Genomic DNA, 24,032 nt, shown 5'->3' with positions numbered 1-24,032 from the left:
AGGAACACCATGTCCGCGTCGCCCTCCAGTCCTGCTTCGGCGTACGGCGTCCACTCCGAGGTCGGCCGGCTCCGCAAGGTGCTCGTGTGCCGTCCCGGCCTGGCGCACAAGCGCCTCACGCCGAGCAACAACGACGAGCTGCTGTTCGACGACGTGATGTGGGTCGAGAACGCGCAGCGCGACCACGCGGACTTCGTCAACAAGCTCACCCAACGTGACGTCGAGGTCGTCGAGCTGCACGACGTCCTCGCGCAGACCCTCGCCGTGCCGGGTGCACGCGACTGGCTGCTGGACCGCAAGATCGTCCCCAACCAGGTCGGCCTCGGCCTCGTCGACGACACCCGCAGCTATCTCGAGTCGCTGCCCGAGAAGGAGCTCGCCGAGTTCCTGATCGGCGGCCTCGCGACCAGCGACCTCCCCGACGACTTCCGCACCGACTACGTCAACCTGGCGCGCGAGTCGACCGGAGCCCGCGAGTACCTGATGCCGCCGCTTCCCAACACGCTCTACACGCGCGACACGACCTGCTGGCTGTACGGCGGCCTGACCATGAACCCGCTCTACTGGCCGGCGCGCAAGGAGGAGACCCTGATCTACAAGGGGATCTACCAGTTCCACCCGGACTTCGTGGGCTCGACGGTCTGGTGGGGCGACCCCGACCAGGACTGGGGCCAGGCGACGTTCGAGGGCGGCGACGTGATGCCGGTCGGCAACGGCGTCGTGCTCGTCGGGATGAGCGAGCGCACGTCGCGCCAGGCCATCACGCAGGTCGCCAAGGCGCTCTTCGACCAGGGCGCCGCGACGCGGGTGATCGTCGCCGGCATGCCGAAGCTGCGCGCCGCGATGCACCTCGACACGGTCTTCACCTTCGTCGACCGCGACATCGTCACGCTCTACCCGACGATCATGGACGCGGTGCACACGTTCACGCTGACGCCGTCGGACACGGCGCCCGGCGTCGAGGTGCGTGACGAGGGCTCGGCGCGGTTCGTCGACGTGGTGGCGCGCGAGCTCGGGCTGCCCTCGATCCAGGTCATCGACACCGGCGGCGACGTCTACCAGTCCGAGCGGCAGCAGTGGGACAGCGGCAACAACGCCGTCGCCCTGGAGCCCGGCGTGGTCTTCACCTACGACCGCAACACGCTCACCAACACCCTGCTGCGCAAGGCCGGCGTCGAGGTGATCACGATCGTGGGTGCCGAGCTCGGACGGGGCCGCGGTGGCGGGCACTGCATGACCTGCCCGATCATCCGGGAGCCGGTGGAGTTCTGAAGCCCTGGCTCATCCGGCTTGGCCTGCTGGCGTTGGCCCTGGCGGTCACCGCGTTCGTCATCAGCCTGATCGGCCGGGTCGACTGGGGCGAGGTGCGTAGCGCTCTGGCGCACCTCGCCTGGTGGCAGTTCCCGGTGCTCCTCGTCGTGCTGCTGCTCCGGCAGGTGCTCAACGCGCTCCCGCTGTCGCTCTACATCCCGGGCGTCTCGGCGTACCGCGCCACGCAGAACGACCAGGTCGCCATCCTGATGTCGACCATCGCGCCGCCGCCGAGCGACATCGCGCTGCGGATGGCGATGTTCTCGTCCTGGGGCGTCCCCGTCGCGAAGGGACTGGCGGGCACCCTGATGAACACGCTCACGTTCTACATCGTCCGCTTCGGTGCCCCGGCCGTCGGCTTCGTGCTGCTCGCGACGACCGGGGGAGAGGTCGGGCTGCGCTGGGCGGACCTCATCAGCGTCGCCATCTCGGTCTCGATCTTCGTCGGGGTGGTGCTGGTGATCCGCAGCGAGGCGCTCGCGCGCCGGGTCGGTACGACGGGTGGCCGCCTCGCCCGGCGCTTCCGCAGGAGCGTCGACCCGGAGGCGTGGGCGGCCGCGTGCGTCCAGTTCCGGATCGACATCGCGGCCCGCTTCCGCCGCGGCTTCCCGCGGTCGCTGATCGCGCTGAGCGCCATGCTCGTCGTCGACCTGACGATGCTGATCATGGCGCTGCGGTTCGTCGGCCTCGACGACGGCGAGCTGCCGGTCGTCGAGGTCGCCATCGCCTACCTCTTCGCCTACCCCTTCACGCTCTTTCCCTTCTCCGGCATCGGCATCGTCGACGCCCTCGTGCTGGCCGCGATCGTCGAGTACGCCGGGGCCGACGTCGAGGCGGTCGCCGTCGCCGGTCTGGTCGTCTGGCGGGTGTTCACGATCGGCGGTCCGCTCGCCCTCGGCGCGCTCGGTCTCGCCGCCTGGCGACGCACTTCCGGACCAACGCACGAGACGGTCGCGACCAGCCCCTAGGCTCTGGCCCATGGGTAAGCAGGAAGACTTCGTCCTCCGCGCTCTCGAGGAGCGTGACGTCCGGTTCGTCCGGCTGTGGTTCACCGACGTGCTCGGGTTCCTGAAGTCGGTCGCGGTGGCTCCGGCGGAGCTGGAGCAGGCGTTCTCGGAGGGGATCGGCTTCGACGGCTCCTCGATCGAGGGCTTCGCCCGCGTGTACGAGTCCGACATGCTCGCCAAGCCGGACCCGTCGACCTTCCAGATCCTGCCGTGGCGCAGCGGCGAGGGCCCGTCGACCGCCCGCATGTTCTGCGACATCGTGATGCCCGACGGCTCCCCGTCGTACGCCGACCCGCGGCACGTCCTCAAGCGGACGCTGAGCAAGGCGGCCGACAAGGGGTTCACGTTCTACACGCACCCCGAGATCGAGTTCTACCTCTTCAAGGACGTGCCCGAGGACGGCGGACCGCCGGTCCCGGCCGACCGCAGCGGCTTCTTCGACCACACCGCCCAGTCGATGGGGGCCGACTTCCGCCGCGAGGCGATCGGCATGCTCGAGCAGATGGGCATCTCGGTGGAGTTCAGCCACCACGAGGGCGGCCCGGGCCAGCAGGAGATCGACCTGCGGTACGCCGACGCCCTGTCGACCGCCGACAACATCATGACCTTCCGCACCGTCGTCCGCGAGGTCGCGCTGACGCAGGGCCTGTGGGCCTCCTTCATGCCGAAGCCCTACACGGAGCACCCCGGCTCCGGCATGCACACCCACGTCTCGCTCTTCGAGGGCGACAACAACGCGTTCTTCGCCGCCGGGGCCGAGTACCAGCTCTCCGAGACGGGCCGCCGCTTCATCGCGGGCATCCTCAAGCACGCCAACGAGATCAGCTGCATCACCAACCAGTGGGTCAACAGCTACAAGCGGATGCTCTGGGGCGCCGAGGCGCCGTCGTACATCTGCTGGGGCCACAACAACCGTTCGGCGATGATCCGGGTCCCGATGTACAAGCCGCTCAAGGGCCAGTCGACCCGGGTCGAGCTGCGCTCGCTGGACGCCGCCTGCAACCCCTACCTGGCGTACGCCGTCGTGCTGGCCGCCGGCATGAAGGGCATCGAGGAGGGCTACGAGCTGCCGCGCGAGGCCGAGGACGACGTGTGGTCGCTCTCGGAGCGCGAGCGCAAGAGCCTGGGCATCGACCCGCTGCCGCGCAGCCTCTACGACGCCATCAACATCGCGGAGAGCTCCGAGCTGCTGGCCGAGACCCTCGGCGAGCAGGTCTTCGAGTTCTTCCTGCGCAACAAGCGCGCCGAGTGGGACGACTACCGCGGTCAGGTCTCGGCCTTCGAGCGGGAGCGCATGCTCCCGGTGATCTGATGAGCGACGTCGAGATCTCCGACGAGCGCGCCAAGGGGATCCGCCGCCTGCTCTACGTCGTCCTGGGGTTCGCCGTGGTGCTGCTGGCCCTGAGCCTGCCGCTGGTCCTCGGCGACTACGTCCAGTACGGCGTGATCGTGCTCGCCATCGCCGTGGTCCTCGGCGTCCTCGGGACCCTCGCGCTCCAGTCCGTCCGCGGCCGGACCGCGCCCGCCCGGCGGCTCTGCATCATCACCGGCGTGGCGACGATCGTGCTGTCGGTGCCGCTGATCCCCATCTGGATCGGCCTGCTGACGGCCATCACCGGGGTCGGGCTGCTGGTGGTGGTCCTCGCGCCCGAGCGCGAGGAGGCGTCGTGAGCGGGCGGGTGCTGGTCGTCGAGCACGACGCGGAGTGCCCGGCCGCCCTGATGGGCACCTGGCTGACCGAGGCCGGCTGCACGCTCGACGTCTGGCGCCCGTACGCCGAGGGCGCCGGTGAGCTGCCCGGGCCGGCGTCGTACGACGGGCTCCTGGTGCTGGGCGGCCCGATGGGTGCCGACGACGACGCGAAGCACGGCTGGCTCGGCCCGGTCAAGGAGCTGCTGCGCGAGGTGCGGGGGAGCGGGCTGCCGACGCTCGGCATCTGCCTGGGCCACCAGCTGATCGCCTCGGCCCTCGGTGGCCGGGTGGAGCGCAACCCGCGGGGCCAGCAGGTCGGCCTGCTCGACGTCGGCTGGACCGACGCGGCCGCCGCCGACCCGCTCCTGGGGCCGCTCGCCACGCCCCGGCGCGGGGTCCAGTGGAACGACGACCTGGTCACCGCCCTGCCGGCCGGCGCGACGCTGCTCGCGGAGACGGCGTACGGCGAGGTGCAGGCGGTCGGCTACGGGCCTGCGATGTGGGGCGTGCAGCTGCACCCCGAGGTCGACGCGGCGGGGCTGCGGCCCTGGGCCGACGAGGACCGGGGCAGCCACGAGACCCGCGGCATCGACACCGACGCCGTGCTCCGCGAGATCGAGGCCGCCCGGTCCGAGCTCGACGAGGCCTGGCGCCCGCTCGCCACCGGGTTCGCGGCGCTGGTGCGATGACCCGGGCGGCGACCAGCAAGGGCAACCTGCTGCGACTCGGGTTCCAGGACCCCGACGCCGCCCTCCAGGACCTGCTCCGCCTCGGCGAGGCCGCGGAGCCGCTGCTGGCGCTGCTGGGCCGGACCGCCGACCCCGACGCCGCGCTCTCCGGGCTGCTGCGGATGCGTGAGGTGGTCGCCGATCCCGACGCCCTGCTGGCGGCTCTGGTCGACGACGAGGGCACCGCCATGCGGCTCCTGTGCGTCCTCGGCGCCAGCGAGGCGCTCTCCGACCACCTCGTCCGGCACCCCGAGCACTGGCGCGACCTCACCGCGCCGCACCTGGGCTCGACCCGGCCGGCGGCGTGGGCGATGCGGGAGTCCCTGCTGACGGCCGTCACGGGGCTGCCCGACGCCCAGGCGGTCGACGCGCTCCGGGTCGAGTACCGGCGCCAGCTGCTCCGGCTCGCCGCTCGCGACCTGACCCACCACCTCGGCGTGGACGACGCCGCGGCCGAGCTGTCCGACCTCGCGGCGGGCACCCTCGAGGCGGCGCTCGAGATCGCCCGCCAGCGGGTCGGTCCCGAGGCGGCCACGGCCCGCCTGGCGGTGATCGCGATGGGGAAGTGTGGCGGCCACGAGCTCAACTACGTGTCCGACGTCGATGTCATCTACGCCTACGCCCCCGTCGAGGGCGCCGACGAGAGCGCCGCCCTGAAGGCGGCCACCCAGCTCGCCAGCCAGCTGATGCGGGTCTGCTCCGACCACACCGGCGAGGGCACGATCTGGCCGGTCGACGCCAACCTGCGCCCGGAGGGCAAGGCCGGCCCGCTGGTGCGCACCATCGCCAGCCACCGCGGCTACTACGAGCGCTGGGCCAGCACCTGGGAGTTCCAGGCGCTGCTCAAGGCCCGGCCGGTCGCCGGCGACGTGGAGCTCGGTCGCGAGTTCGTGGAGATGACCTCGCCGATGGTGTGGTCGGCCGCCGAGCGCGAGGGCTTCGTGCAGGACACCCAGGCGATGCGGCGCCGGGTGATCGACCACATCCCGGCGCGGGAGGCGCAGCGCCAGCTCAAGCTGGGTGCGGGCGGGCTGCGCGACGTGGAGTTCGCCGTCCAGCTGCTCCAGCTCGTGCACGGCCGCGCCGACGACACGATCCGGGAGCCGACGACGCTGAGCGCGCTCGCCGCGCTCACCGACGGCGGGTACGTCGGGCGCGAGGACGGCGAGGCGCTGCACGACGCGTACGCGTTCCTGCGCACCCTCGAGCACCGCATCCAGCTGCACGGGCTGCGGCGTACCCACGTCGTGCCGGACGACGAGGTCGCGCTGCGCCGCCTCGGTCGCAGCATGAACTTCCTCAAGGACCCCGTCGGCATCCTCGAGAAGACCTGGCAGCACCACCGGCGCGAGGTCCGGCGACTGCACGAGAAGCTCTTCTACCGCCCGCTGCTCGCCGCGGTCGCCCGGATCCCCGGCGACGAGGCGCGGCTCTCGCCAGAGGCCGCCGAACGACGGCTGGGGGCGCTGGGCTTCGCGGACGCGCGCTCCGCGCTGCGCCACCTCGAGGCGCTGACCTCCGGCGTCAGCCGGACCGCCCAGATCCAGCGCACCCTGCTGCCCGCGATGCTGTCGTGGTTCGCCGACGCACCGGACCCGGACGCCGGGCTCTTCGGCTTCCGCCGGATCAGCGAGTCCCTCGGCGCGACGCCGTGGTACCTCTCGACGCTGCGCGACGAGGGCCAGGTCGCCGAGCGGCTGGCCCGCATCCTGGCCACGTCGCGCTACGCGACCGACCTGCTCGAGCGCGAGCCGCAGGGCGTCCGGATGCTCACCGGCGACCTCCAGCCGCTGTCGGCCGAGGCGCTCACCGAGGAGATGCTGGCCCTGGCCGGCCGGCACGAGGCCGAGACGGCGGCCAAGGCGATCCGCGGCATCCGCCGGCGCGAGCTGCTCCGGATCGCCGCCGGTGACCTGCTCGGCCAGACCGACGTCGCCGTCGTCGGGGCCGGGCTGTCCCGGCTCACCGACGCGACCCTCGAGGCGACGCTCGCGGTCGCGGGCCGTGTCGCCCTGGCCCAGCGGAAGCTCGACGAGGCGCCGACCCGGATGGCCGTCGTCGCCATGGGCCGCTACGGCGGCTTCGAGCTCTCCTACGGCAGCGACGCCGACGTGATGTTCGTGCACGACCCGCAGCCGGGCGCCGACCCGCAGGTCGCGGCGTCGTACGCCCAGGCCGTCGCCAACGAGCTGCGCCGCCTGCTCGCCCTGCCCGGCCCGGACCCGGCGCTCGAGATCGACGCCAACCTGCGCCCCGAGGGCGCCCAGGGCGCGCTGGTGCGCACGCTCGACTCCTACGCCGCCTACTACGCGAAGTGGTCGAAGGTGTGGGAGGCGCAGGCGCTGCTGCGCGCCGATGCCGTCGTGGGCGACCACGACCTGCGGGTGCGGTTCGAGGAGCTGATCGCGCCGCTGCGCTACCCGCCCGACGGGATCTCGCAGGACGACGTGGTGGAGGTGCGCCGGATCAAGGCGCGCGTCGACTCCGAGCGGCTGCCGCGCGGCGCCGACCCGCACACGCACCTCAAGCTCGGGCGCGGCGGCCTCGCGGACATCGAGTGGACGATCCAGCTGCTGCAGATGCGCTACGCCGGCGCCGTGCCCGGGCTGCGCACGTCGCGCACCATCGAGGCCCTCGCCGCCGCCCGCGAGGCCGACCTGATCAGCGAGGACGACGCCGCGGTGCTCCAGCAGGCGTGGCGCCGGGTCAGTCGGGTCCGCAACGCGGTCACGCTGGTGCGCGGCAAGCCGGGCGACGAGCTGCCCCGCGACTTCCGCGAGCGCGCCGCGGTCGCCTCGGTGCTGGGCTACCCGCCGGGCTCCTCCGACGCGATGGTCAACGACCAGCTGCGCTACACGCGCCTCGCCCGGGCCGTCGTGGACCGGGTGTTCTGGGAGTAGCGGCCGCACGGGGCGGCGGCGGGTCGCGCGGGTTTTGGCGGTCAGCCGGTGAAACCCGCAGATCCGCCCCCCGGCGTGTCGGTCCCGGGCACACGGGCTGTCACCTGTCGGCCGATCCCTGCGCGGCACGCCGCGGGTCGGCGGCGCGTCGTGCGGGTCTTGGCTGACAGGTGTGCGGGTTTTGGCGGTCAGCCGGTGAAACCCGCAGATCCGCCCCCGGCGCGCCGCGCGGCGGCGCGGGTGGCCCTCAGACCTGGCGGACCGGCTCCTCCATGCGGTAGCCGACGCCCCGCACGGTCCGGATGTAGCGGGAGCCGCCGAGCTTGCGGCGCAGGTTGCCGACGTGCACCTCGACGACGTGGGTGTCGCCGATCCACGGGGTGCCCCAGACGGACTTGAGCAGCTCCTCGCGGGTCACCACCTTGGTCGGGCCGCGCATCAGCTCGGTGAGCAGGTCGAACTCGGTGCGGGTGAGCAGCAGCTCGTCGCCGTCGCGGAAGACCCGCCGGGCGGAGATGTCGACGCGCAGGCCGCCGTACACGAGGACCTCGGAGGGGGTGCCGTCGGCGGGGACGCTCGGGCGCGGGCGGCGGAACATCGCGTTCACCCGGGCCTGGAGCTCGCGCAGGCTGAACGGCTTGGACATGAAGTCGTCGGCGCCGGTCTCGAGGCCGAGCAGGCGGTCGATCTCGTCGGCGCGGGCGGTGACCATGATGATGTAGGCGTCGGTCGTCTCGCGGATCTGGCGGCACACCTCGATGCCGTCGATGCCCGGCAGCCCGAGGTCCAGGGTCACCAGGTCCGGGTTGACGGTGCGCACGGCCTCGACGCCACCGGGGCCGGTGTCGACGGCGGTGACCTCCATGCCGAGGTCGGTGAGCGTGTGGGTGATCAGCTCACGGATGTCGCCGTCGTCCTCGACCACGACGGCGCGCCGGACCGGCTGCGGAACTCCCTCCATGGGGACGGATGATGCCACGAACGTGCCCGTTATCGTTCCGTGATCGGCCAGTGACCTTCTCGTTGCCTGCGCCGGAGCGCCCGCCTGTCGGTCGGGGAGACCGTAGCGGCCGTGGGTTACGGGCGTGTGTCGGGAGATCGGGCGTCCGCCGTCACGGCGCCGAAACAGCCCGGACACGTGGCGCCCGTACGTTCGCGACCACCAGCCGTGGGGAGCGGCGTACGACGCAGGGAGCCCGAGTCACATGAGCGCGAACAAGGTCCGTCTGCAGGCGATCACCGACGTGGAGTCCTACGTCCCGCCCGCGATCAGCTTCGACCCCGGCGAGGAGCCGGGCGAGATCTTCGGCCAGAACGTCTTCAGCCTGAGCGTCATGCAGAAGCGGCTGCCGAAGTCCGTCTACAAGTCGGTGCTCGGGACCATCGCCAAGTCGACCCCGCTCGACCCCGACGTCGCGGACGCGGTCGCGTCGGCGATGAAGGACTGGGCGCTCGAGAAGGGCGCGACCCACTACGCGCACGTCTTCTACCCGCTCACCGGGCTGACCGCGGAGAAGCACGACAGCTTCCTCGACCCGGTCGGCGACGGTACGGCGCTGGCGTCGTTCTCGGGCAGGACGCTGGTGCAGGGCGAGCCGGATGCGTCGTCCTTCCCGAACGGCGGCCTGCGCAACACCTTCGAGGCACGCGGCTACACGGGCTGGGACGTGATGAGCCCGGCGTACGTGCTCGAGAACCCGAACGGCAACACGCTGTGCATCCCGACGGTCTTCATCTCGATGACCGGCGAGGCCCTCGACCACAAGACGCCGGTACTGCGCTCGCAGCAGGCGATGGCCGCGCACGCCGAGCGGGTGCTCAAGCTCTTCGGCCACGACGACGTCGAGCGGATCGTGTCCTACTGCGGCCCGGAGCAGGAGTACTTCCTGGTCGACAGCCACTTCTTCCTCGCGCGCCCCGACCTGCTCAACGCCGGCCGGACCCTCTTCGGCGCGAAGCCGCCGAAGGGCCAGGAGTTCGACGACCACTACTTCGGCGCCATCCCCGAGCGCGTCCTCGGCTTCATGATGGACACCGAGCGGGAGCTCTTCAAGCTCGGCATCCCGGCCAAGACGCGGCACAACGAGGTGGCTCCCGGCCAGTTCGAGATCGCGCCGATGTTCGAGCGGGCCAACGAGGCCTCGGACCACCAGCAGCTGCTGATGACGACCTTCCGCGCGGTCGCCAAGAAGCACGGCATGGAGTGCCTCTTCCACGAGAAGCCCTTCGCCGGCGTCAACGGCTCGGGCAAGCACGTGAACTTCTCGGTGGGCAACTCCGAGCTCGGCAGCCTCCTCGTCCCCGGCGACACCCCGCACGACAACGCGCAGTTCCTCGTCTTCTGCGCGGCGGTCATCCGGGCGGTCCACAAGTACGGCGGCCTGCTGCGGGTCTCGGTCGCGTCGGCGTCCAACGACCACCGGCTCGGCGCCAACGAGGCGCCCCCGGCGATCATCTCGATCTTCCTCGGCGACCAGCTGGCCGACGTGTTCGACCAGATCGCCAAGGGCGGGGCCACGCACTCCAAGGAGCGCGGCACCCTGATGATCGGCGTCGACACGCTGCCGAACCTCACCCAGGACCCGGGCGACCGCAACCGGACGAGCCCGTTCGCGTTCACCGGCAACCGGTTCGAGTTCCGCGCCCCGGGCTCGCTCCAGACCGTCGCCGCGCCGATGGTCGTGATCAACACGATCATGGCCGAGGCCCTCGACTACTGCGCCACGTCGCTCGAGACCGCGGTCGCGGACGGCACCGACTTCAACGAGGCGGTCCAGGCGCTGCTGACGACGATCATCGGCGACCACGGCGCCGTGATCTTCAACGGCAACGGCTACTCCGAGGAGTGGCCGGTCGAGGCCGAGCAGCGCGGCCTGAAGAACCTGCGGACGACGGTCGACGCCCTGCCGGAGCTGATCTCCGAGGAGGCGATCGAGCTGTTCTCGACGTACGGCGTGTTCAGCGAACGCGAGATGCAGAGCCGCTACGAGGTCGGGATCGAGCACTACTGCCTGACCGTCGGCGTCGAGGCGAACCTGACGCTCGAGATGGGCACCACGATCATCCTGCCGGCAGCGCTCCGCTACCAGACCGAGCTCGCCACGAACGTCGCCGCCCTCACGGCCGCCGGCGTCGAGGCCGACGTCGCGACCCTGCGCGCGGTGTCGGCCCCGATCGCGGACCTCCGGACCGGGCTGGCCGACCTGGCGGCGGCGATCCACTCGCTGCACGAGCTCGGCGGCCTGGACGAGGCGACGTTCGCCCGCGACAACGTGCTCCCCGCGATGGCGGCGGTCCGCGAGGCGGCCGACACCCTCGAGGGCCTGGTCGCAGACGACCTGTGGTCGCTGCCGACCTACCAGGAGATGCTCTACATCCTCTGAGGGACCACCGGCTCGGCCCCCTCGGCACTTCCCGCCGAGGGGGCCGATCCGGTCAGCCCAGCGTCGTCAGCCCAGCGTCGCCAGGAGGTCGTTGATCGACTGCTCCTCCTGGGTGGGGTCGGGGTTGGCCGCCCGGACCGCCGACAGGACCGGGTCGATCTGCTGGTCGACGTACGTCCACGCCTGGCAGTCCTTGCCCTGGAGCGAGTCCTGGTCCTGGTCCCACGCGGTCTCCAGGTCGGTGACCCGGCTGGAGGCTCCGGCCGCGTCCCCCGACTTCACGAGGGCGAGCGTGTCGGTGGCGATCGTCTTGTAGCCGCTGACCGAGTCCGCGGGGAAGTGGGCCGCGACGTGCTGGGTGGCCTGGGTCTGGTTCAGGGGCGAACCCGAGCAGCTCGGCGCACTTCCTTCCTCGGCCGCCAGGGCACTGGTGTGCGGCTGCTGGTTGGCCCACGCCAGGAGACCGAGGGTCGCGACACCCACGGCGACGAGCACGCCGAGCAGGGCCCGCTGTCGCTCGGGTCGTGCGTAGTGCCCGGTCTGCCTGACCTCGTGGTCCTCGATGACGTCGGCGCGGGAGATGGTGAGGTAGATGACGGTGCCCAGGATCGCCGCCAGGAAGACGATGCTCGTGGCCAGCGTGCCGAGCCCCAGGCCCTTCTCGCTCGACGGGGTGGCCAGCCAGTCGCCGATGTTGGCGCCGAGCGGTCGGGTCAGGATGTAGGCGAGCCAGAACGTCAGAACCTCGTTGGCGCCCAAGCGCCACACGAGCGTGACGATGCCGATCAGGGTGAGCGGGAGCAGCACCGACTTGCCGGGACCCCAGCCCGTGAGCTCCAGGGTCCAGTCCCCGGCTGCGGTGCCGAGCGCGAAGGTGACGAGCACCGCGAGCCAGTAGAACGCCTCGCGAGGCGTCGTCACGATCGAGTGGATCGAGAGCGTCCGCTCGCGCGCCCACCAGACGCCGAACACCACCGCCAGGAGGGCGGCGAAGACCGTGGTGCTGAACCAGAGGGGGACACCCAGCTGGTCGGTGAGGATGTCGGTGTAGAGCGTGCCGGTGACGCTCACGACCACGACGGTGAGCCAGTACGGGAACGGCACGTACCGGTTGAGCCGCATCTGGACGACGAGCACGACCGCGAAGATCCCGGTGAACAGGATCGCCGTGTTCACGAGGCCGACGCCGAGCGTCATGTTGATCCAGTCGGCGAAGCTCTCGCCGACCGTCGTGCAGAGGATCTTGATCACCCAGAACCAGATGGTGACTTCGGGGACCTTGTTGAGCATCCGGCGCGCGACGTCGCCTCGTTCGGCTGTGGTGGAGTACTGGGTCATGGCGGCACGTTCGCGTGCCGACCCTGCCATCAACCTGATCACCTGCCGGTCCCGATGCAGTCAGGTGCGGTTCAGGTTCTCGCGCCTAGCGTCCCCGAGATGATCCCGGCGTACGAGTCGACCGCGTTGCTCGCGGTCATGGCCGCGCTGGTCGCCGAGCGCGGGGTCGGTGTCCGCCTCGGGATGGCCGCCGACGGTCTCGTCGCGGCGGTGGGTGCGCTGACGTACGTCGAGGAGGTCCACCTCCCGGCCGTGGCCGCGGCCGGCTGGTTGGCGGCCGCAGCAGTCGCCGGTGACCAGGTCGCCCGACTCGCGGGCCAGTCGCCGCAGCGCGACCCGTTCGGCCTCCTGGTGCGCGCCCATGGTGCAGGGACGTTCGCGCTCGCCTCACTCGTCAGTGACGTGGTGTGGATCGCCGGGCTGGTCGTGGCCGGGCGGGTGCTCGCCGCCGTCCTGCTGCGCTGATCGGTCCGCGTCACCTCAGGTGGTAGACGTGGTAGTCGCCGGCGACCTCGACCAGCCGGTACTCCTGGTCGAAGGCCGGCTGCGCCGTGCGGGCGTCGACGCCCCACGTCGCGAGTGACGTGCCGTTGACGACCGCCCACGTCGGCGCGTGCGGCCCGGTGATGACGTGGGTGAACTCGCGCAGCCGTGGGTCGAGCACCCGGACCGGGAGGCTCCAGAGCTGCGGGTAGGGGCTGCTCAGTCCGGCGGCCTCGAGGATGGCGGGGTTGCCGAACCCGACCACGCCGGTGTCACCGGGTGCCTTGTGCGCAGCGAGGTAGCGCGCGACCGCGACGTCGGAGGGCACCGTCCCGTCGTGGACGGCGACGCCGGCCGTCGAGACGATCCCGACGACGGCGGCGTACGCGAGCGCGACGACGGCCCAGCGCGCTCGGGCCGGTCGATGGGCGGCGAGGGCGCTCGCGGCGAGCACGAGCCCCGGGACCAGGCCCACCAGGTAGTGGAGCCAGTAGCTGCCCCCGAAGGCGATGCCGACGGTCTCCCACGCGAGGAGCGCGGTGGCGAGCAGGCGCACGTCGGGGTGTGCGGCGGTCCGGCGTCGTCCGGGCAGGAAGGCGAGCACGACCAGGACGAGGGCGCCGCTGGCGAGGAACGAGAGCAGGAGCGTCATCGCGCGACCCGGCGTCGCCGAGTTGGCCTGCGCGGAGATGACGGCGGCGGCGTCGGCGCGGAAGACGACGACCGCGTCCCAGAGTGCCAAGGGCCCGGTGCCGCGGGACGCCGCCCACGCCAGGACGACGCCGAACAGGCCGCCGGCGCCGAGCCCGAACGAGGCGATCGCGTCAAGGGCCTCCCCGGTCCGCCGGCGGGTGAGCAGCCACACGAAGAGGGTGGCCGCCAGGACGAACCCGTCGAGCATGCTCTGCTTCACCAACGGCGCCGCCATGGCGGTCGCCCCCGCGAGCAGCCACCACCTGCCGCGTGACCGGTGCACCGCGAGCAGGGAGCAGAGCACGCTGGCCAGCACGAACGGGACGGCGAGCAGCTCGCCGTCGACCTCGCTCGTGCCGAAGAGCGGTGTCGTCATGAAGACGCCGGCGGTGGCGGCGACCAGCACCGGTGCGCGGCGTACGCCGGGCGCGACGAGCTCTCCGATCCTGCCGGCGAGCAGCACCGAAGCGACGACGGCCAGCAGGCCGATCAGCCGGAGGGCGAGCAGCCCGCCGCCGAGGTCGGCCAGGCGGAAGATGCCGATCAGGAGCGGCGGCCGGTCGACCCAGTAGTCGCCGTAGAGCGAGGTGCCGGGGGACCACTGCGACGCGACGAGCAGGAACCCGCCCTCGTCGGAGGACAGCGGGCGGGCGAGGTTCGGCAGCCACATCAGCGCCGCGACGGCGGCGACGACCGCGACCGTGCCCCGTCGCTCGAGCAGCCCCCTGGGTGCGGGCGGGCGGACCGGCCGCGGCAGCAGGGAGGTCATGGGGACACCAGGGCGAGGTCCAGGCCGTGCGCGCGGAGCGGGCCGATGTCGGCCCCGGTCGCGGCCCAGCGGGTCAGGAGCAGCTCGCTCGCAGCGAGCGTGCGCCGCCACGAGTCCGGCGCCGAGGTCCGGTCCGTGTCGTGGAGCAGCAGCGTCCCGCCCGGTCGCAGCGTCCGGCCGACGGTGGTGACGATGCGACTCGGGGTGGCCCGGCGTTCCCAGTCCCGACCCCAGGCCGACCAGAGCACGGTGCGCAACCCGGTGTCCCGTGCCGCCGCGAGCGCCGCCGGGCTGAGGACGCCGTACGGCGGGCGGTACCAGCGGACGGGCGTGCCGGTGAGGTCTCCCAGGATCCCGGCGGTCCGCCGCACGCCCTCGCGCAGCACGTCAGGACGCTCGCGCAGCACGCACCGGTGGTCCCAGCCGTGGACCGCGAGCTCGTGGCCGGCTGCGGCCATCTCGCGGACCAGTGCCGGGTGCTGCACGGCGTGCTCGCCGAGGACGAAGAAGGTGGCGCGCTGGCCGGTCCGGTCCAGCAGGCGCAGGAACGCCGGCGTCGAGACCGGGTCCGGCCCGTCGTCGTACGTCAGCGCGACGTGAGGAGTGGGGCCGATGCCGGCGAGCCCGGGCCGGACGCGACGACGCAACGACCCGACGCCGGCCACGAGCACGTCGACCGCGGAGCTCATCCGGCCACCGCCACGGGAGCGCCCGAGAGTGCGTCGACGAGGTCGGGTGCCGCGGTGACCGGCAGGGCCGGAGCGCCACCGGCCAGCACGGCGCGGGCGAGCAGCAGGGGCAGGGCCTCCGGGTCGCGTGCCCACGGGGCGAGACCGGACGCCTCCAGGGCGGCGGCGTTGGTCTCGCCGTGGCCCGGGAGGCAGCGGTAGCTGAGCAGGGGTACGCCGGCGGCGAGCGACTCCAGGGTGGTGAACCCCCCGGCGTTCTGCACGACGCAGCTGCTGGCGCGCAGCAGGTCGGGCATGTCGCTGCGCCAGCCGAGCGGGACGATGCCGGGGTGGGCGTCCAGCCGTCGCCGCAGCGACTCGTTGTGTCCGCAGACGACGACGGGCACGGCCAGCCCGGTGGCGGCGATGTCGAGCGCGGACCGCTCGAGGTCGCCGACGCCCTCGGAGCCGCCGACCACGAGCGCGATGTCGGCGTCGACCGGGAGCCCGAGCCGGGACCGCAGGTCGGCGGCGTTCTCGGACGACCGGCGCAGGCACGACTCCGGCAGCAGCGGCTGGATGACGGTGGTCCGGCCGCCCAGGTGTCGTGCCTGCGCGGCCGTGACCTCGTGCAGGGCCAGGTGCAGGTCGATGTGGGGATGCACCCACAGCGGGTGCACCGATGCGTCGGTGAGATAGGTGACCGCTGGGACGGACAGGCGTCCGGTCGCGCGGAGCCGGCCGAGTGCCTGGCTCGCGAAGGGATGGGTGGAGATCACGAGATCGGCCCCGGCGACGCTCTCGAGCATCCGCGTGCCGGGGATCGCGAGCAGGCGGGCCGCGAGCCGGTGTGGCCAGGTGCCCGGCTCGAGCCGGCGCAGCATCGCTCCCCACGACCCGGGCGCGATCCGCAGCTGCAGGAAGTACGCCGACCGGAGCAGCCGGCCGAGCCCGAGGGGGAAGAGGTCGACGACGTCCGAGGTGCGGACGTGGTGGCCGGCGGTCGACAGGCGCTCGGCGATCTCACGGGCGGCGGCGTCGTGGCCCGCCCCGTAGCTGCCGCTGACGACGTGGACGCGCTGCGGCTCGTCCCAGGCGAGCAACGGCGGGGCGACGGGCACCGGGATCGCTCGTGGCTCGGGCGCGGCGGTGAAGACGAAGCGCCGGTAGGACCAGTAGCGGAAGGCGGTGCCGAGGCCGAGACCGATGATGTTGGCCGAGATGTTGTCGGCGAGCGGGCTCGTGAAGCCGAGGACGTCGTGGCTGAGGACGAGCGTCGCGACGGCGATGCCGAGCCCGATCAGGTTGAGGACGACGAAGGTGATCACCTCGCGGCGGGTGTCGCTCGAGCGTTCCCGCCAGGTCAGCAGCCGGTTGCCGAGGTAGGTGACGACCATGGCCACGCAGACGGCGAGCACCTTCGAGACCGCCGGGTCGAGGCTGCCGGTCAGGGGTTGCCCGCGCAGCCAGTTGAAGGCGAGGACGTCGACGACGTACCCGGCGCCGCCGACGGCGAGGAAGGTCAGGACCTCGCGGCTCGGGAGCAGTCGTCGGGCGCGGCTCGACCTGGCGTCAGACGGCACTGCCGGCCCCGACCGGGCGGGCGGGGCCGACCGCGCCCGCGATCTCGCGGGCCCGCCACTGCAGGACGCGGACCAGGGCCTCGACGGCGACCCGCCGTGACATCTTGGAGGCGCCGGCGCGGCGCTCCGTGAAGGTGATCGGCACCTCGAGGACCCGGGCGTCGGCCCGCTCGGCGCGCCAGGTGCTCTCGATCTGGAAGCAGTAGCCGCTCGACTCCGAGTCGAGCACGCCGAGGTCGAGCAGGGCGGCGGTGCGCCACGCTCGGAAGCCGGCGGTGGCGTCCCGGGTGCGCAGCCCGAGCACCAGGCGGGCGTAGCGGTTGGCGCCCGTCGAGAGGAGCCGTCGCCCCGACGTCCACCCGGCGGTCGAGCCCCCGAAGACGTAGCGGGACCCGATCACCAGGTCGTGCCGGAAGAGTGCGAGCACCATGGTCGTGATCCGGTCGACGGGGTGCGAGCCGTCGGCGTCGACCTGCACGACCGCGTCGTACCCGCGCTCGACGGCCCACGCGAACCCGGCCCGGTACGCCGACCCGAGTCCGTCCTTGGTCTCCCGCGACAGCAGGTGCACCCGGCGCCCGAACGCCGGGTGCCGCCGGACCAGCATCCCGGTGCCGTCGGGGCTGCTGTCGTCGACGACGAGGACGTCGGCGTCGATCTCGGTGGTCGCGGCGAGCGCCTGGTCGAGGAAGGCCTCGATGGTCTCCGCCTCGTCATAGGTGGGGACGACGACGAGGCAGCGTCGCGCGGGAGTGGTGGTCATGGTGCGAGAGTGGCGCCGGGAACCTGCCAGGCACCTGACCGTCGGAGGCTGGCGAAGATGTCGTCGACCAGGTGCTCGCCGGGCCGTCGCCCGACCTCGCGGAACCATTCGCGGCCGAGGACCCGCCGGGCCAGCGGCTTCGGGAGGCGGAGCAGGAGGGCGAGCGTGCGGGGCCCTCCGCCGGCCTGCGACGCGTGGGCCCGGAGGGCGGCGAGCTTGGCGTCCAGGTGGGCCCGTACGTCGACCTGGTGGGTGAGGTCGGCACGTGCGGTGAACGCGCGGCTCGTGTCGGGCAGCTCCGGCACCGGCACCACGCGAGACAGCTGCCGGAGGGTCCGCACCACCCGGTCGATCAGGCCGCGGTCGAGGGTCGCCTCCAGCACGACCGGGGTACGCGCCAGCTCGGCTGCGCGCCGCCCGACCCGGTGCACCTGCACGTGGTCCGGGTGGCCGTACCCGCCGGCCGCGTCGTACGTCGTCAGGACGTCGGCCCGCTCCGCTCGCAGGATGTCCGCCACCCGGTTCGCGGCCTCGTCGAGGTCCACCTCGCCGAACCGCGAGTCGCGGTAGCCGAGCACCTCGACCCGGGCGATGCCGAGCGCCGCCGCGGACGCCGCCAGCTCGCGGGTGCGGCGCTCGGCGAGGTCGGCCAGCTCGAGCGGCGAGGCCAGGCCGGCCTCGCCGGCGGTCGCCACGACCAGGACCACCCGATGTCCCTCCGCCGCGGCGCGGGCGAGGGTGCCGCCGGTCAGCAGCGCCTCGTCGTCGGGATGCGCGTGGAAGGAGACCACGGTGAAGCGGGCGCCGGTCATGCCGCGCTCACCCGAGGCAGGCCGCGGACGGGTGTCCTCGCCGTGGCGGTCGCCTCGGCGTACAGCTCATGGGTGCGACGGCGGGCCTCGACCCAGTCGTGCCGCGGGGGCACGGTCGCGTTGTGCTGCGCGATCCGCTCGCGCAGCGACACGTCGGTGAGCAGTCGGGCGATGTGGGTGGCGAGCATGCCGTCGGTGGCGCCCAGGAGTCCCTCGCGCTCGTGCTGGACGAACTCGGTGACGCCGCTCAGCGAGCTGGCGACGACAGGCAGACCGGCGGTGCGAGCCTCGAGGGCGGCGATGCCGAACGACTCGAGCTCGGCCGGTGCGACGAAGACGGAGGCGTCGGCGAGCACCCTGCCGATCTCCGTGCGGTCGAGGCGGCCGGGCAGCTCGACCCAGTCGTCCATCCGGTGCCGTCGCAGGAGGCGCTCCAGGGCGGGTCGCTGGGGGCCGTCGCCGACGACCACCGCCCGCAGCGGCACCTCGGCCGGCACCCGTCGGCGTACGTCGAGCAGGATCCGTGCCAGCGGCAGCGTGCGCTTGGTGCGCGTCATCCGCATGACGCTCACGACCGTCGGGACGGCGGGTGCGACCGGCACCCGACCCGGCCGCCAGGACGCCGGGTCGACGGCGTTGGGCAGCACGTGCACCGGCGTGCCGGGGCCGAGCATCCTCCGCAGGGGCGCGGCCGCGGGCTCGCTCACCGCCGACCAGGCCAGCGGCCAGGAGCCGAGCCGGAGCAGGGCGTGCGCCGTTGCTGGCAGCGGACCGAGTCGCGACCACATCGAGTGGACCGTCACCAGTGTCGCGAAGCCGAGCCACGAGGCACGCCGGGCCGCGGTCGACGCGAACGGCGACAGCACCGAGACGTGCACGTGGACGACGTCGGGGGCCAGGTCCTCGAGCAGTCGACGCAGGTCCGCGTCGGCGCGGACCAGGCCGCCCAGGGGGCCGGTGGTGGCATGGACGCGGTGCACCCACGGCTCGTCGACGACGTCGGACGCCGCCGGTGTCGTCGTGATGACGTGCGGGTCGTGGCCCTCCGCGCGCTGGTGCTGGACCAGGTCGCGCAGGTGGATCTCGATCCCGCCGAGACGCGGGAGGTAGCAGTCGCTGACGTGGACGATCCGCATCACGCCACCGCCTCGACGGGTCCGGGCACGGCTCGGCGTCGCAGCCAGAGCCACACCGCCAGCCCGACACCTCCGACCGGGATCTCCAGGCCGTAGGTGAGCGCGCGGTAGAGCAGCACGCCCGCGACAACGCTCGCCGGCGCGCCGCCGAGACCGATCAGGGCTCCGGTGAGGCCGACCTCGACGACCCCGGCCCCGCCCGGGGTCAGACCGGCCAGCGTCAGCAGCCGCTCGACGGCGAACCCCGCCAGCACGGCCGCCGGCGCCAGCGCGGCGCCGGTGACGGCGAGGCAGGCCCAGAGCAGGGCGAAGAGCAGCGCCGTGTAGAGCACCATGCCGAGGCTCAGCCGCATCCACCGAGCCCGTACGACCGCGCTGCAGGTCGCCTGGAGATCGACCAGCGCGGCGCGCAGGCGGACCCGGCGCGAGGAGCGCACCACCCGCAGCACGCCGTGCGCCGCGCGCTCGAGGAGCCCGCCGACGAGCCCCGCGACGGACGGCCCGGAGAGCACCGCGACGATCGCCGCGCACCCGACGGCGAGGCCGACGGCGGCGAGCACGGCGGGGCCCAGGACGGGTCCGATCGAGACCCCGGTGGCGAGGGCGATCACGGGGACGACGGTCAAGGGGAGCGCGAGCTTGGCGAGCACGTCCCAGACGTTGGTGATCACCGTGAAGGCGGCGAACTGGTCGACGCCGTACCCCCACTGCCTGGCCATCCGCCCGTTCAGCGCGATGCCGGCGGCGCCGCCGAGCGGCAGCACGTTGGCGACCGCGCTGCCGGTCAGGCTCAGCGTCAGCGCCCGGCGGTGGGTCAGCGTCGGCAGGGCGGCGGTCAGCGTGATCGTGTGGGACAGCAGTCCCAGCGCCCACAGGCCGACCAGCCCCGCGAGCTCCAGCGCAGGGATGGCGGAGACCACGGTCCAGGCACTCGCCCAGGGGACGCCGGTCGCCAGGGGGAGCACCACGGTCAGCAGGGCGAGCGCCAGGCAGACGCCGAGCACCCAGCGTCCGGTCGTCGTCATGGTCACGCGCCCAGGGTCGGGCGCACTTCCTGAACGCCACCTGACTGTCTGGCACGTCCTGGTCAGGCGGGCTGCAGGTCCGTGGCACGAACCTCTGCCCGTGCCCGCCTCCCTGCCGCCCGTCCCGCGCTGGCTCCTGCGCATGTGGGCGATCGCGCTCGTCTTCGCCGCGGTGACGCTCTGGCGCTCCTCCGTGGTCGACATCCCGGTCCGCGATCCTGGCGGAGAGATCTTCCGGGTCCGGATCGCGATCACGGCCGGGACGTTCGCGGCGCTCGCTCTCCTGGACGCCGTACGACGGGTGCCGCGGGGGGACCGTCGGACCGGCCCGGTGCTCGAGACGCTGCGGCGTCGCTGGCCCGCTCGGCGTCTGATCGTCGCGGCGGCCGCGCTGCTGGCCTACCACGTCGTCTACGCGAGCTATCACAACCTGAAGAGCTGGGACGTCCTCAACGCACCCCGGGACCACGCGCTGACCCGTGTCGACCAGGCGCTCTTCCTTGGCCACTCACCGGCGGTGCTGCTGCACTCGGTGCTCGGTGAGCACTGGTCGGCGTACGTCCTGGTGGTGGTCTACGAGTCGTTCCCGACGCTGGTGTCGGTCGCGTTCGTCGCCGCCGTCGTCGGGGTCGACCGCCTGCGTGACGGTGCCGTCTTCCTCGCGTCGGCGATGTGGGTGTGGATCCTCGGCGTGGCCACCTATTACCTGGTCCCGTCGCTCGGTCCCTTCGACGACCGGCCCCAGGACTTCGCCGGCCTGCCGCACACGATCGTCACCACCACGCAGGCCACCTACATGGAGCAGCGCGCCCACCTGCTCGCGGACCCGTCGGCCCACGACGCGTTCGCCCAGGTGTCGGCGTTCGCCAGCCTGCACATCGGGGTCACGACCGTGATCGTGCTGATGGCGGTCTACTACCGGCTGCGGCGGACCGCCGTCGTGCTCGCCGGATACCTCGCACTCACCGTGCTCGCGACGATCTACCTCGGCTGGCACTTCGTCGTCGACGACGTCGCCGGGCTGGCGATCGGGATCGCGGCGGTCGGCCTCGGGATCCTCACGATCTACCCGACCCGCCGCTCCCGCCAGGGCGTTCAGGCTGTTGGCAGGTTGTCGGGTCGAGAATGGGCCGCATGATCATCGGAGTGTGTGAGGACGACCCGGCCATCCGCCGGCTCCTCGCCGAGGCGCTGCGGTTCGCGGGCCACGAGACGGTGATGGCGCACGACGGGGGAGAGGCCCTGCGGCTGTTCGGTGCCGACAGCGGCATCGACGTCATGGTCGTCGACATCGGGCTGCCCGACTCCGACGGTCGCGACGTCTGCCAGGCGCTGCGCTCCGCCGGGCAGAACGCGCCCGTCCTCTTCCTCACCGCGCTCGGTGCGACCCACGACCGGCTGGCCGGCTTCGGTGCGGGCGGTGACGACTACGTCGCCAAGCCGTTCGAGCTCAAGGAGCTGATCGCCCGGCTCGAGGCGTTGGGCCGACGCGGCCGGCCGCCGCTGTCCACGACCGCGGGCCTCGACCTCGACCCGGCCCGCCACGCGGCGCGGACGCCGTCGGGCGAGGTGCTGCTGACGCCGACCGAGTTCCGGATGCTGGCCGCCATCACGTCCCGGCCCGACGAGGTGGTGCGGCGGCGTACCGTGATCGCGGCAGCCTGGCCGGAAGGAGCCGTCGTGGCCGAGAACACCGTGGACTCCTTCATGCGCCGGATCCGGACCAAGCTCGAGTCGATCGGCTCGCCGGTCTCGATCGAGACGGTGCGCGGCGTCGGGTTCCGCATCCGGTGAGGTGGCCCCGGCCGCCGCGGTCGTTCCGCCGGCAGATCGTCGTGCTGACCGCGGGCATCACGGCGGTCGCGATGCTGCTCCTCACCCTGGTCGTCCAGCTGGTGCTCGCCCGGATCACCAACAGCGACGTCGACCGCGTCCTGCAGGACCGGGCCGACGCCGTGATCAGCTCCGCCTCCACCGGTCCCGACGGCGAGCTGGTCGTCCCGAGCACCCAGCTGGACGCCGGCGTCGCGGTGTACGACGACCAGGGCACCCTGGTCGCGGGCGACCCGCCCGACAGCCTCAGCGAGCACTACGGAGACCTGTCGACGGTCGACACCAAGACCGTCGAGACCCATGCGGAGCACGGGCGCATCCTGGCCGACCCGTTCACGGCGACCGGCGGCGCGTCCGGCGTCGTCATCGTGACCGAGCGGCTGGAGCCGTACGAGGAGGCGGAGCGGCTCGCCCTGATCGTCACCCTGGTGACCGGTCTGCTGACGACGGTCGCGGCCGCCGCGATCGCTGCGTGGACCACCCGGCGCGCGCTGCGTCCCGTAGCGGTGATGGCCGAGACCGCTGCCGAGTGGAGCGAGCACGACCTCAGTCGCCGCTTCGACCTCGGCGAGCCGGACAACGAGCTCAGTGCGCTGGCCGCGACGCTCGACCAGCTCCTCGAGAAGGTCGCCTCCGCGATCCGGTCCGAGCAGCGGTTGACCTCCGAGCTCGCCCACGAGCTCCGGACGCCGCTGACCACCATCCAGGGCATGGCCGACCTGATCCTGCTGCGCGACATCCTGCCTGCGGAGGCGCAGCGCGACGTCGAGGAGATCTCGGCCGCCAGCCAGCGGATGTCGGCGACCATCACCGCGCTGCTGGAGCTTGCCCGCAACGAGGCGCAGATCGTGACGGCGTCGCACTGCTCGCTGACCGAGGTGCTCCGCGACGTAGCCGAGCACGCCGGCCCGAGCGAGGTGACGCTCGGCGTCGACGTGGCGGAGGCGCGGCTCGGACTGCCGCACGCGCTCGCCGTCCGCGCGCTCAGCCCGGTCGTCGAGAACGCCTTGCGGTTCGCGCGCACGCGTGTGGACATCACCGCCAGCCAGACGCCCGGCGCGATCGAGATCTACGTCGACGACGACGGGCCGGGTGTGGCCCGCGACGAGGCGGAGCGAATCTTCGAGCCGGGGCGTACGTCGGCCTCCGGGTCGGGAGCGGGTCTCGGACTCGCCATCGCCCGCCGGATCGCGCGCACGGTCGGCGGCGACGTCGCCGTGGCGCCTGACGACGTCAGCAGCCGGTTCGTGATCCGACTGCCTCGCGGCTGACCTCGGAGGTCGTGCCGCCCGAGCGTCCCGCACGGGCGCGGTGCCGCAGACCAGCGACGACGACCGGCACGACCGAGACGGCGACGACGGCCAGGACGATGAGCTCCACGTGGTCCGCCACGAACGGCACGCCGCCGAGGAAGTAGCCGGCCGTCAGCACGCCGACGCCCCAGGTGAGGGCGCCGATGAGGTTGTAGACGAGGAACCGGCGGTACGGCATCCGTCCGACGCCGGCGACCACCGGCGCGAAGGTGCGCACGACCGGCACGAAGCGGGCCAGCACGACGGCCTTGGAGCCGTGCCGGGCGAAGAACGCCTGGGCCCGGTCGGCGTGCGCCTGGGAGAAGAGCCGCGACTCGGGGCGGTTGAAGACGCGCGGACCGCCGCGCCGCCCGATGAGGTAGCCGACCTGGTCACCCACGAACGCGGCCACGAGGACGCCGAGCGCCACGACCCCGAACGGCAGTCCGAGCACGCCGGCCGAGGTCAGCACCCCGACCGTGAAGAGCAGCGAGTCGCCCGGCAGGAAGAAGCCGAGCAGGAGGCCGGTCTCGGCGAAGACGATCGCCATCACGACGAGCAGGGCGGCGGGGCCGAGGCCGGTCAGGAACGGCGTCAGGGACGGGATCACGTCGTG

The 24,032-nt window shown here is 72.8% G+C and carries 21 protein-coding genes; 11 read left to right on the top strand and 10 right to left on the bottom strand.

Annotated features, from left to right (window positions below; translation table 11 throughout):
- Positions 1-9: 9 nt before the first annotated feature.
- The 6 genes from ASC77_RS23625 to ASC77_RS23600 are packed head-to-tail and all read left to right on the top strand — an operon-like array spanning position 10 to position 7,638.
- Positions 10-1,272, top strand: coding sequence for an arginine deiminase (locus ASC77_RS23625; protein ID WP_056158960.1), 1,263 nt, complete (start codon positions 10-12; stop codon positions 1,270-1,272).
- Between the two features lie 32 nt (positions 1,273-1,304).
- A complete protein-coding gene (locus tag ASC77_RS23620; RefSeq protein WP_056158957.1) occupies positions 1,305-2,279 on the top strand; it encodes a lysylphosphatidylglycerol synthase domain-containing protein in 975 nt (324 codons plus the stop codon).
- Positions 2,280-2,289: 10 nt separating this feature from the next.
- Positions 2,290-3,630 carry a glutamine synthetase family protein gene (locus ASC77_RS23615; protein ID WP_056158953.1) on the top strand — a complete coding sequence of 447 codons (1,341 nt, stop codon included), beginning with the start codon at positions 2,290-2,292 and terminating at the stop codon, positions 3,628-3,630.
- The gene (locus ASC77_RS23610; RefSeq protein ID WP_056158950.1) at positions 3,630-3,989 is read left to right on the top strand and encodes a hypothetical protein; all 360 of its coding nucleotides are present in this window, start codon (positions 3,630-3,632) and stop codon (positions 3,987-3,989) included. The genes ASC77_RS23615 and ASC77_RS23610 overlap by 1 nt, the downstream gene beginning before the upstream one ends.
- Positions 3,986-4,699: a type 1 glutamine amidotransferase gene (locus tag ASC77_RS23605; protein WP_056158947.1), complete on the top strand. Its 714-nt coding sequence runs from the start codon at positions 3,986-3,988 to the stop codon at positions 4,697-4,699. The genes ASC77_RS23610 and ASC77_RS23605 overlap by 4 nt, the downstream gene beginning before the upstream one ends.
- A complete protein-coding gene (locus ASC77_RS23600; protein ID WP_056158945.1) occupies positions 4,696-7,638 on the top strand; it encodes a bifunctional [glutamine synthetase] adenylyltransferase/[glutamine synthetase]-adenylyl-L-tyrosine phosphorylase in 2,943 nt (980 codons plus the stop codon). Before ASC77_RS23605 ends, ASC77_RS23600 begins: the two co-directional genes overlap by 4 nt.
- A gap of 247 nt (positions 7,639-7,885) precedes the next feature.
- Here the strand turns inward: ASC77_RS23600 and ASC77_RS23595 are convergent, their stop codons facing one another.
- Entirely contained in the window at positions 7,886-8,599 is a 714-nt protein-coding gene (locus ASC77_RS23595) for a response regulator transcription factor (protein ID WP_056158942.1), read from the bottom strand.
- Between the two features lie 244 nt (positions 8,600-8,843).
- On the opposite strand from ASC77_RS23595, the gene ASC77_RS23590 reads away from it, so the two are divergent.
- A complete protein-coding gene (locus ASC77_RS23590; protein WP_056158939.1) occupies positions 8,844-11,021 on the top strand; it encodes a glutamine synthetase III in 2,178 nt (725 codons plus the stop codon).
- Positions 11,022-11,087: 66 nt separating this feature from the next.
- On the opposite strand, the gene ASC77_RS23585 is transcribed toward ASC77_RS23590, so the two are convergent.
- On the bottom strand, positions 11,088-12,359 hold the full coding sequence (locus tag ASC77_RS23585; RefSeq protein ID WP_056158935.1) for a hypothetical protein: 1,272 nt from the start codon (positions 12,357-12,359) through the stop codon (positions 11,088-11,090).
- A gap of 99 nt (positions 12,360-12,458) precedes the next feature.
- Here ASC77_RS23585 and ASC77_RS23580 point away from each other — a divergent pair, with 99 nt between their 5' ends.
- Complete coding sequence (locus ASC77_RS23580) at positions 12,459-12,824, top strand: hypothetical protein (protein WP_056158932.1); 366 nt, start codon at positions 12,459-12,461, stop codon at positions 12,822-12,824.
- Between the two features lie 10 nt (positions 12,825-12,834).
- On the opposite strand, the gene ASC77_RS23575 is transcribed toward ASC77_RS23580, so the two are convergent.
- Genes ASC77_RS23575 through ASC77_RS23545 form a run of 7 tightly spaced genes read right to left on the bottom strand, consistent with a single transcriptional unit; the run spans position 12,835 to position 20,291 of the window.
- Positions 12,835-14,304 (bottom strand): glycosyltransferase family 39 protein, encoded by a 1,470-nt coding sequence (locus tag ASC77_RS23575; protein WP_056158929.1) that lies wholly within the window; start codon positions 14,302-14,304, stop codon positions 12,835-12,837.
- Positions 14,301-14,993 carry a polysaccharide deacetylase family protein gene (locus ASC77_RS23570; protein ID WP_056158928.1) on the bottom strand — a complete coding sequence of 231 codons (693 nt, stop codon included), beginning with the start codon at positions 14,991-14,993 and terminating at the stop codon, positions 14,301-14,303. The genes ASC77_RS23575 and ASC77_RS23570 overlap by 4 nt, the downstream gene beginning before the upstream one ends.
- The gene (locus tag ASC77_RS23565; RefSeq protein ID WP_082575275.1) at positions 14,990-16,555 is read right to left on the bottom strand and encodes a GtrA family protein; all 1,566 of its coding nucleotides are present in this window, start codon (positions 16,553-16,555) and stop codon (positions 14,990-14,992) included. Before ASC77_RS23565 ends, ASC77_RS23570 begins: the two co-directional genes overlap by 4 nt.
- Complete coding sequence (locus tag ASC77_RS23560; RefSeq protein ID WP_056158925.1) at positions 16,545-17,318, bottom strand: polyprenol monophosphomannose synthase; 774 nt, start codon at positions 17,316-17,318, stop codon at positions 16,545-16,547. Before ASC77_RS23560 ends, ASC77_RS23565 begins: the two co-directional genes overlap by 11 nt.
- Positions 17,315-18,130, bottom strand: coding sequence for a PIG-L deacetylase family protein (locus ASC77_RS23555; RefSeq protein ID WP_056158921.1), 816 nt, complete (start codon positions 18,128-18,130; stop codon positions 17,315-17,317). Before ASC77_RS23555 ends, ASC77_RS23560 begins: the two co-directional genes overlap by 4 nt.
- Positions 18,127-19,266, bottom strand: a complete 1,140-nt coding sequence (locus tag ASC77_RS23550; RefSeq protein ID WP_056158919.1) for a glycosyltransferase family 4 protein — start codon at positions 19,264-19,266, stop codon at positions 18,127-18,129. Before ASC77_RS23550 ends, ASC77_RS23555 begins: the two co-directional genes overlap by 4 nt.
- Entirely contained in the window at positions 19,266-20,291 is a 1,026-nt protein-coding gene (locus tag ASC77_RS23545; protein WP_235547933.1) for a lysylphosphatidylglycerol synthase domain-containing protein, read from the bottom strand. Before ASC77_RS23545 ends, ASC77_RS23550 begins: the two co-directional genes overlap by 1 nt.
- 100 nt (positions 20,292-20,391) lie before the next feature.
- On the opposite strand from ASC77_RS23545, the gene ASC77_RS23540 reads away from it, so the two are divergent.
- The 3 genes from ASC77_RS23540 to ASC77_RS23530 are packed head-to-tail and all read left to right on the top strand — an operon-like array spanning position 20,392 to position 23,395.
- The gene (locus ASC77_RS23540) at positions 20,392-21,429 is read left to right on the top strand and encodes a phosphatase PAP2 family protein (RefSeq protein WP_056158912.1); all 1,038 of its coding nucleotides are present in this window, start codon (positions 20,392-20,394) and stop codon (positions 21,427-21,429) included.
- Entirely contained in the window at positions 21,426-22,085 is a 660-nt protein-coding gene (locus ASC77_RS23535) for a response regulator transcription factor (RefSeq protein WP_235547921.1), read from the top strand. The genes ASC77_RS23540 and ASC77_RS23535 overlap by 4 nt, the downstream gene beginning before the upstream one ends.
- Positions 22,082-23,395, top strand: coding sequence for a sensor histidine kinase (locus ASC77_RS23530; RefSeq protein ID WP_056158907.1), 1,314 nt, complete (start codon positions 22,082-22,084; stop codon positions 23,393-23,395). Before ASC77_RS23535 ends, ASC77_RS23530 begins: the two co-directional genes overlap by 4 nt.
- On the opposite strand, the gene ASC77_RS23525 is transcribed toward ASC77_RS23530, so the two are convergent.
- On the bottom strand, positions 23,358-24,026 hold the full coding sequence (locus ASC77_RS23525) for a DedA family protein (protein WP_156391259.1): 669 nt from the start codon (positions 24,024-24,026) through the stop codon (positions 23,358-23,360). The two genes, ASC77_RS23530 and ASC77_RS23525, sit on opposite strands and share 38 nt — an antisense overlap.
- Positions 24,027-24,032: the final 6 nt, after the last annotated feature.

The organism is Nocardioides sp. Root1257 (assembly GCF_001425175.1).
GTDB lineage: Bacteria > Actinomycetota > Actinomycetes > Propionibacteriales > Nocardioidaceae > Nocardioides.
This window is presented reverse-complemented; position numbering and strand designations above follow the sequence as displayed.

Bases quoted from the DNA above. Each gene is read 5' to 3' on its own strand.
- ASC77_RS23625 (WP_056158960.1), top strand. From the start codon at position 10: ATGTCCGCGTCGCCCTCCAGTCCTGCTTCGGCGTACGGCGTCCACTCC.
- ASC77_RS23615 (WP_056158953.1), top strand. From the start codon at position 2,290: ATGGGTAAGCAGGAAGACTTCGTCCTCCGCGCTCTCGAGGAGCGTGAC.
- ASC77_RS23610 (WP_056158950.1), top strand. From the start codon at position 3,630: ATGAGCGACGTCGAGATCTCCGACGAGCGCGCCAAGGGGATCCGCCGC.
- ASC77_RS23600 (WP_056158945.1), top strand. From the start codon at position 4,696: ATGACCCGGGCGGCGACCAGCAAGGGCAACCTGCTGCGACTCGGGTTC.
- ASC77_RS23595 (WP_056158942.1), bottom strand. From the start codon at position 8,599: ATGGAGGGAGTTCCGCAGCCGGTCCGGCGCGCCGTCGTGGTCGAGGAC.
- ASC77_RS23590 (WP_056158939.1), top strand. From the start codon at position 8,844: ATGAGCGCGAACAAGGTCCGTCTGCAGGCGATCACCGACGTGGAGTCC.
- ASC77_RS23585 (WP_056158935.1), bottom strand. From the start codon at position 12,359: ATGACCCAGTACTCCACCACAGCCGAACGAGGCGACGTCGCGCGCCGG.
- ASC77_RS23580 (WP_056158932.1), top strand. From the start codon at position 12,459: ATGATCCCGGCGTACGAGTCGACCGCGTTGCTCGCGGTCATGGCCGCG.
- ASC77_RS23575 (WP_056158929.1), bottom strand. From the start codon at position 14,304: ATGACCTCCCTGCTGCCGCGGCCGGTCCGCCCGCCCGCACCCAGGGGG.
- ASC77_RS23570 (WP_056158928.1), bottom strand. From the start codon at position 14,993: ATGAGCTCCGCGGTCGACGTGCTCGTGGCCGGCGTCGGGTCGTTGCGT.
- ASC77_RS23560 (WP_056158925.1), bottom strand. From the start codon at position 17,318: ATGACCACCACTCCCGCGCGACGCTGCCTCGTCGTCGTCCCCACCTAT.
- ASC77_RS23555 (WP_056158921.1), bottom strand. From the start codon at position 18,130: ATGACCGGCGCCCGCTTCACCGTGGTCTCCTTCCACGCGCATCCCGAC.
- ASC77_RS23550 (WP_056158919.1), bottom strand. From the start codon at position 19,266: ATGCGGATCGTCCACGTCAGCGACTGCTACCTCCCGCGTCTCGGCGGG.
- ASC77_RS23545 (WP_235547933.1), bottom strand. From the start codon at position 20,291: ATGACGACGACCGGACGCTGGGTGCTCGGCGTCTGCCTGGCGCTCGCC.
- ASC77_RS23535 (WP_235547921.1), top strand. From the start codon at position 21,426: ATGATCATCGGAGTGTGTGAGGACGACCCGGCCATCCGCCGGCTCCTC.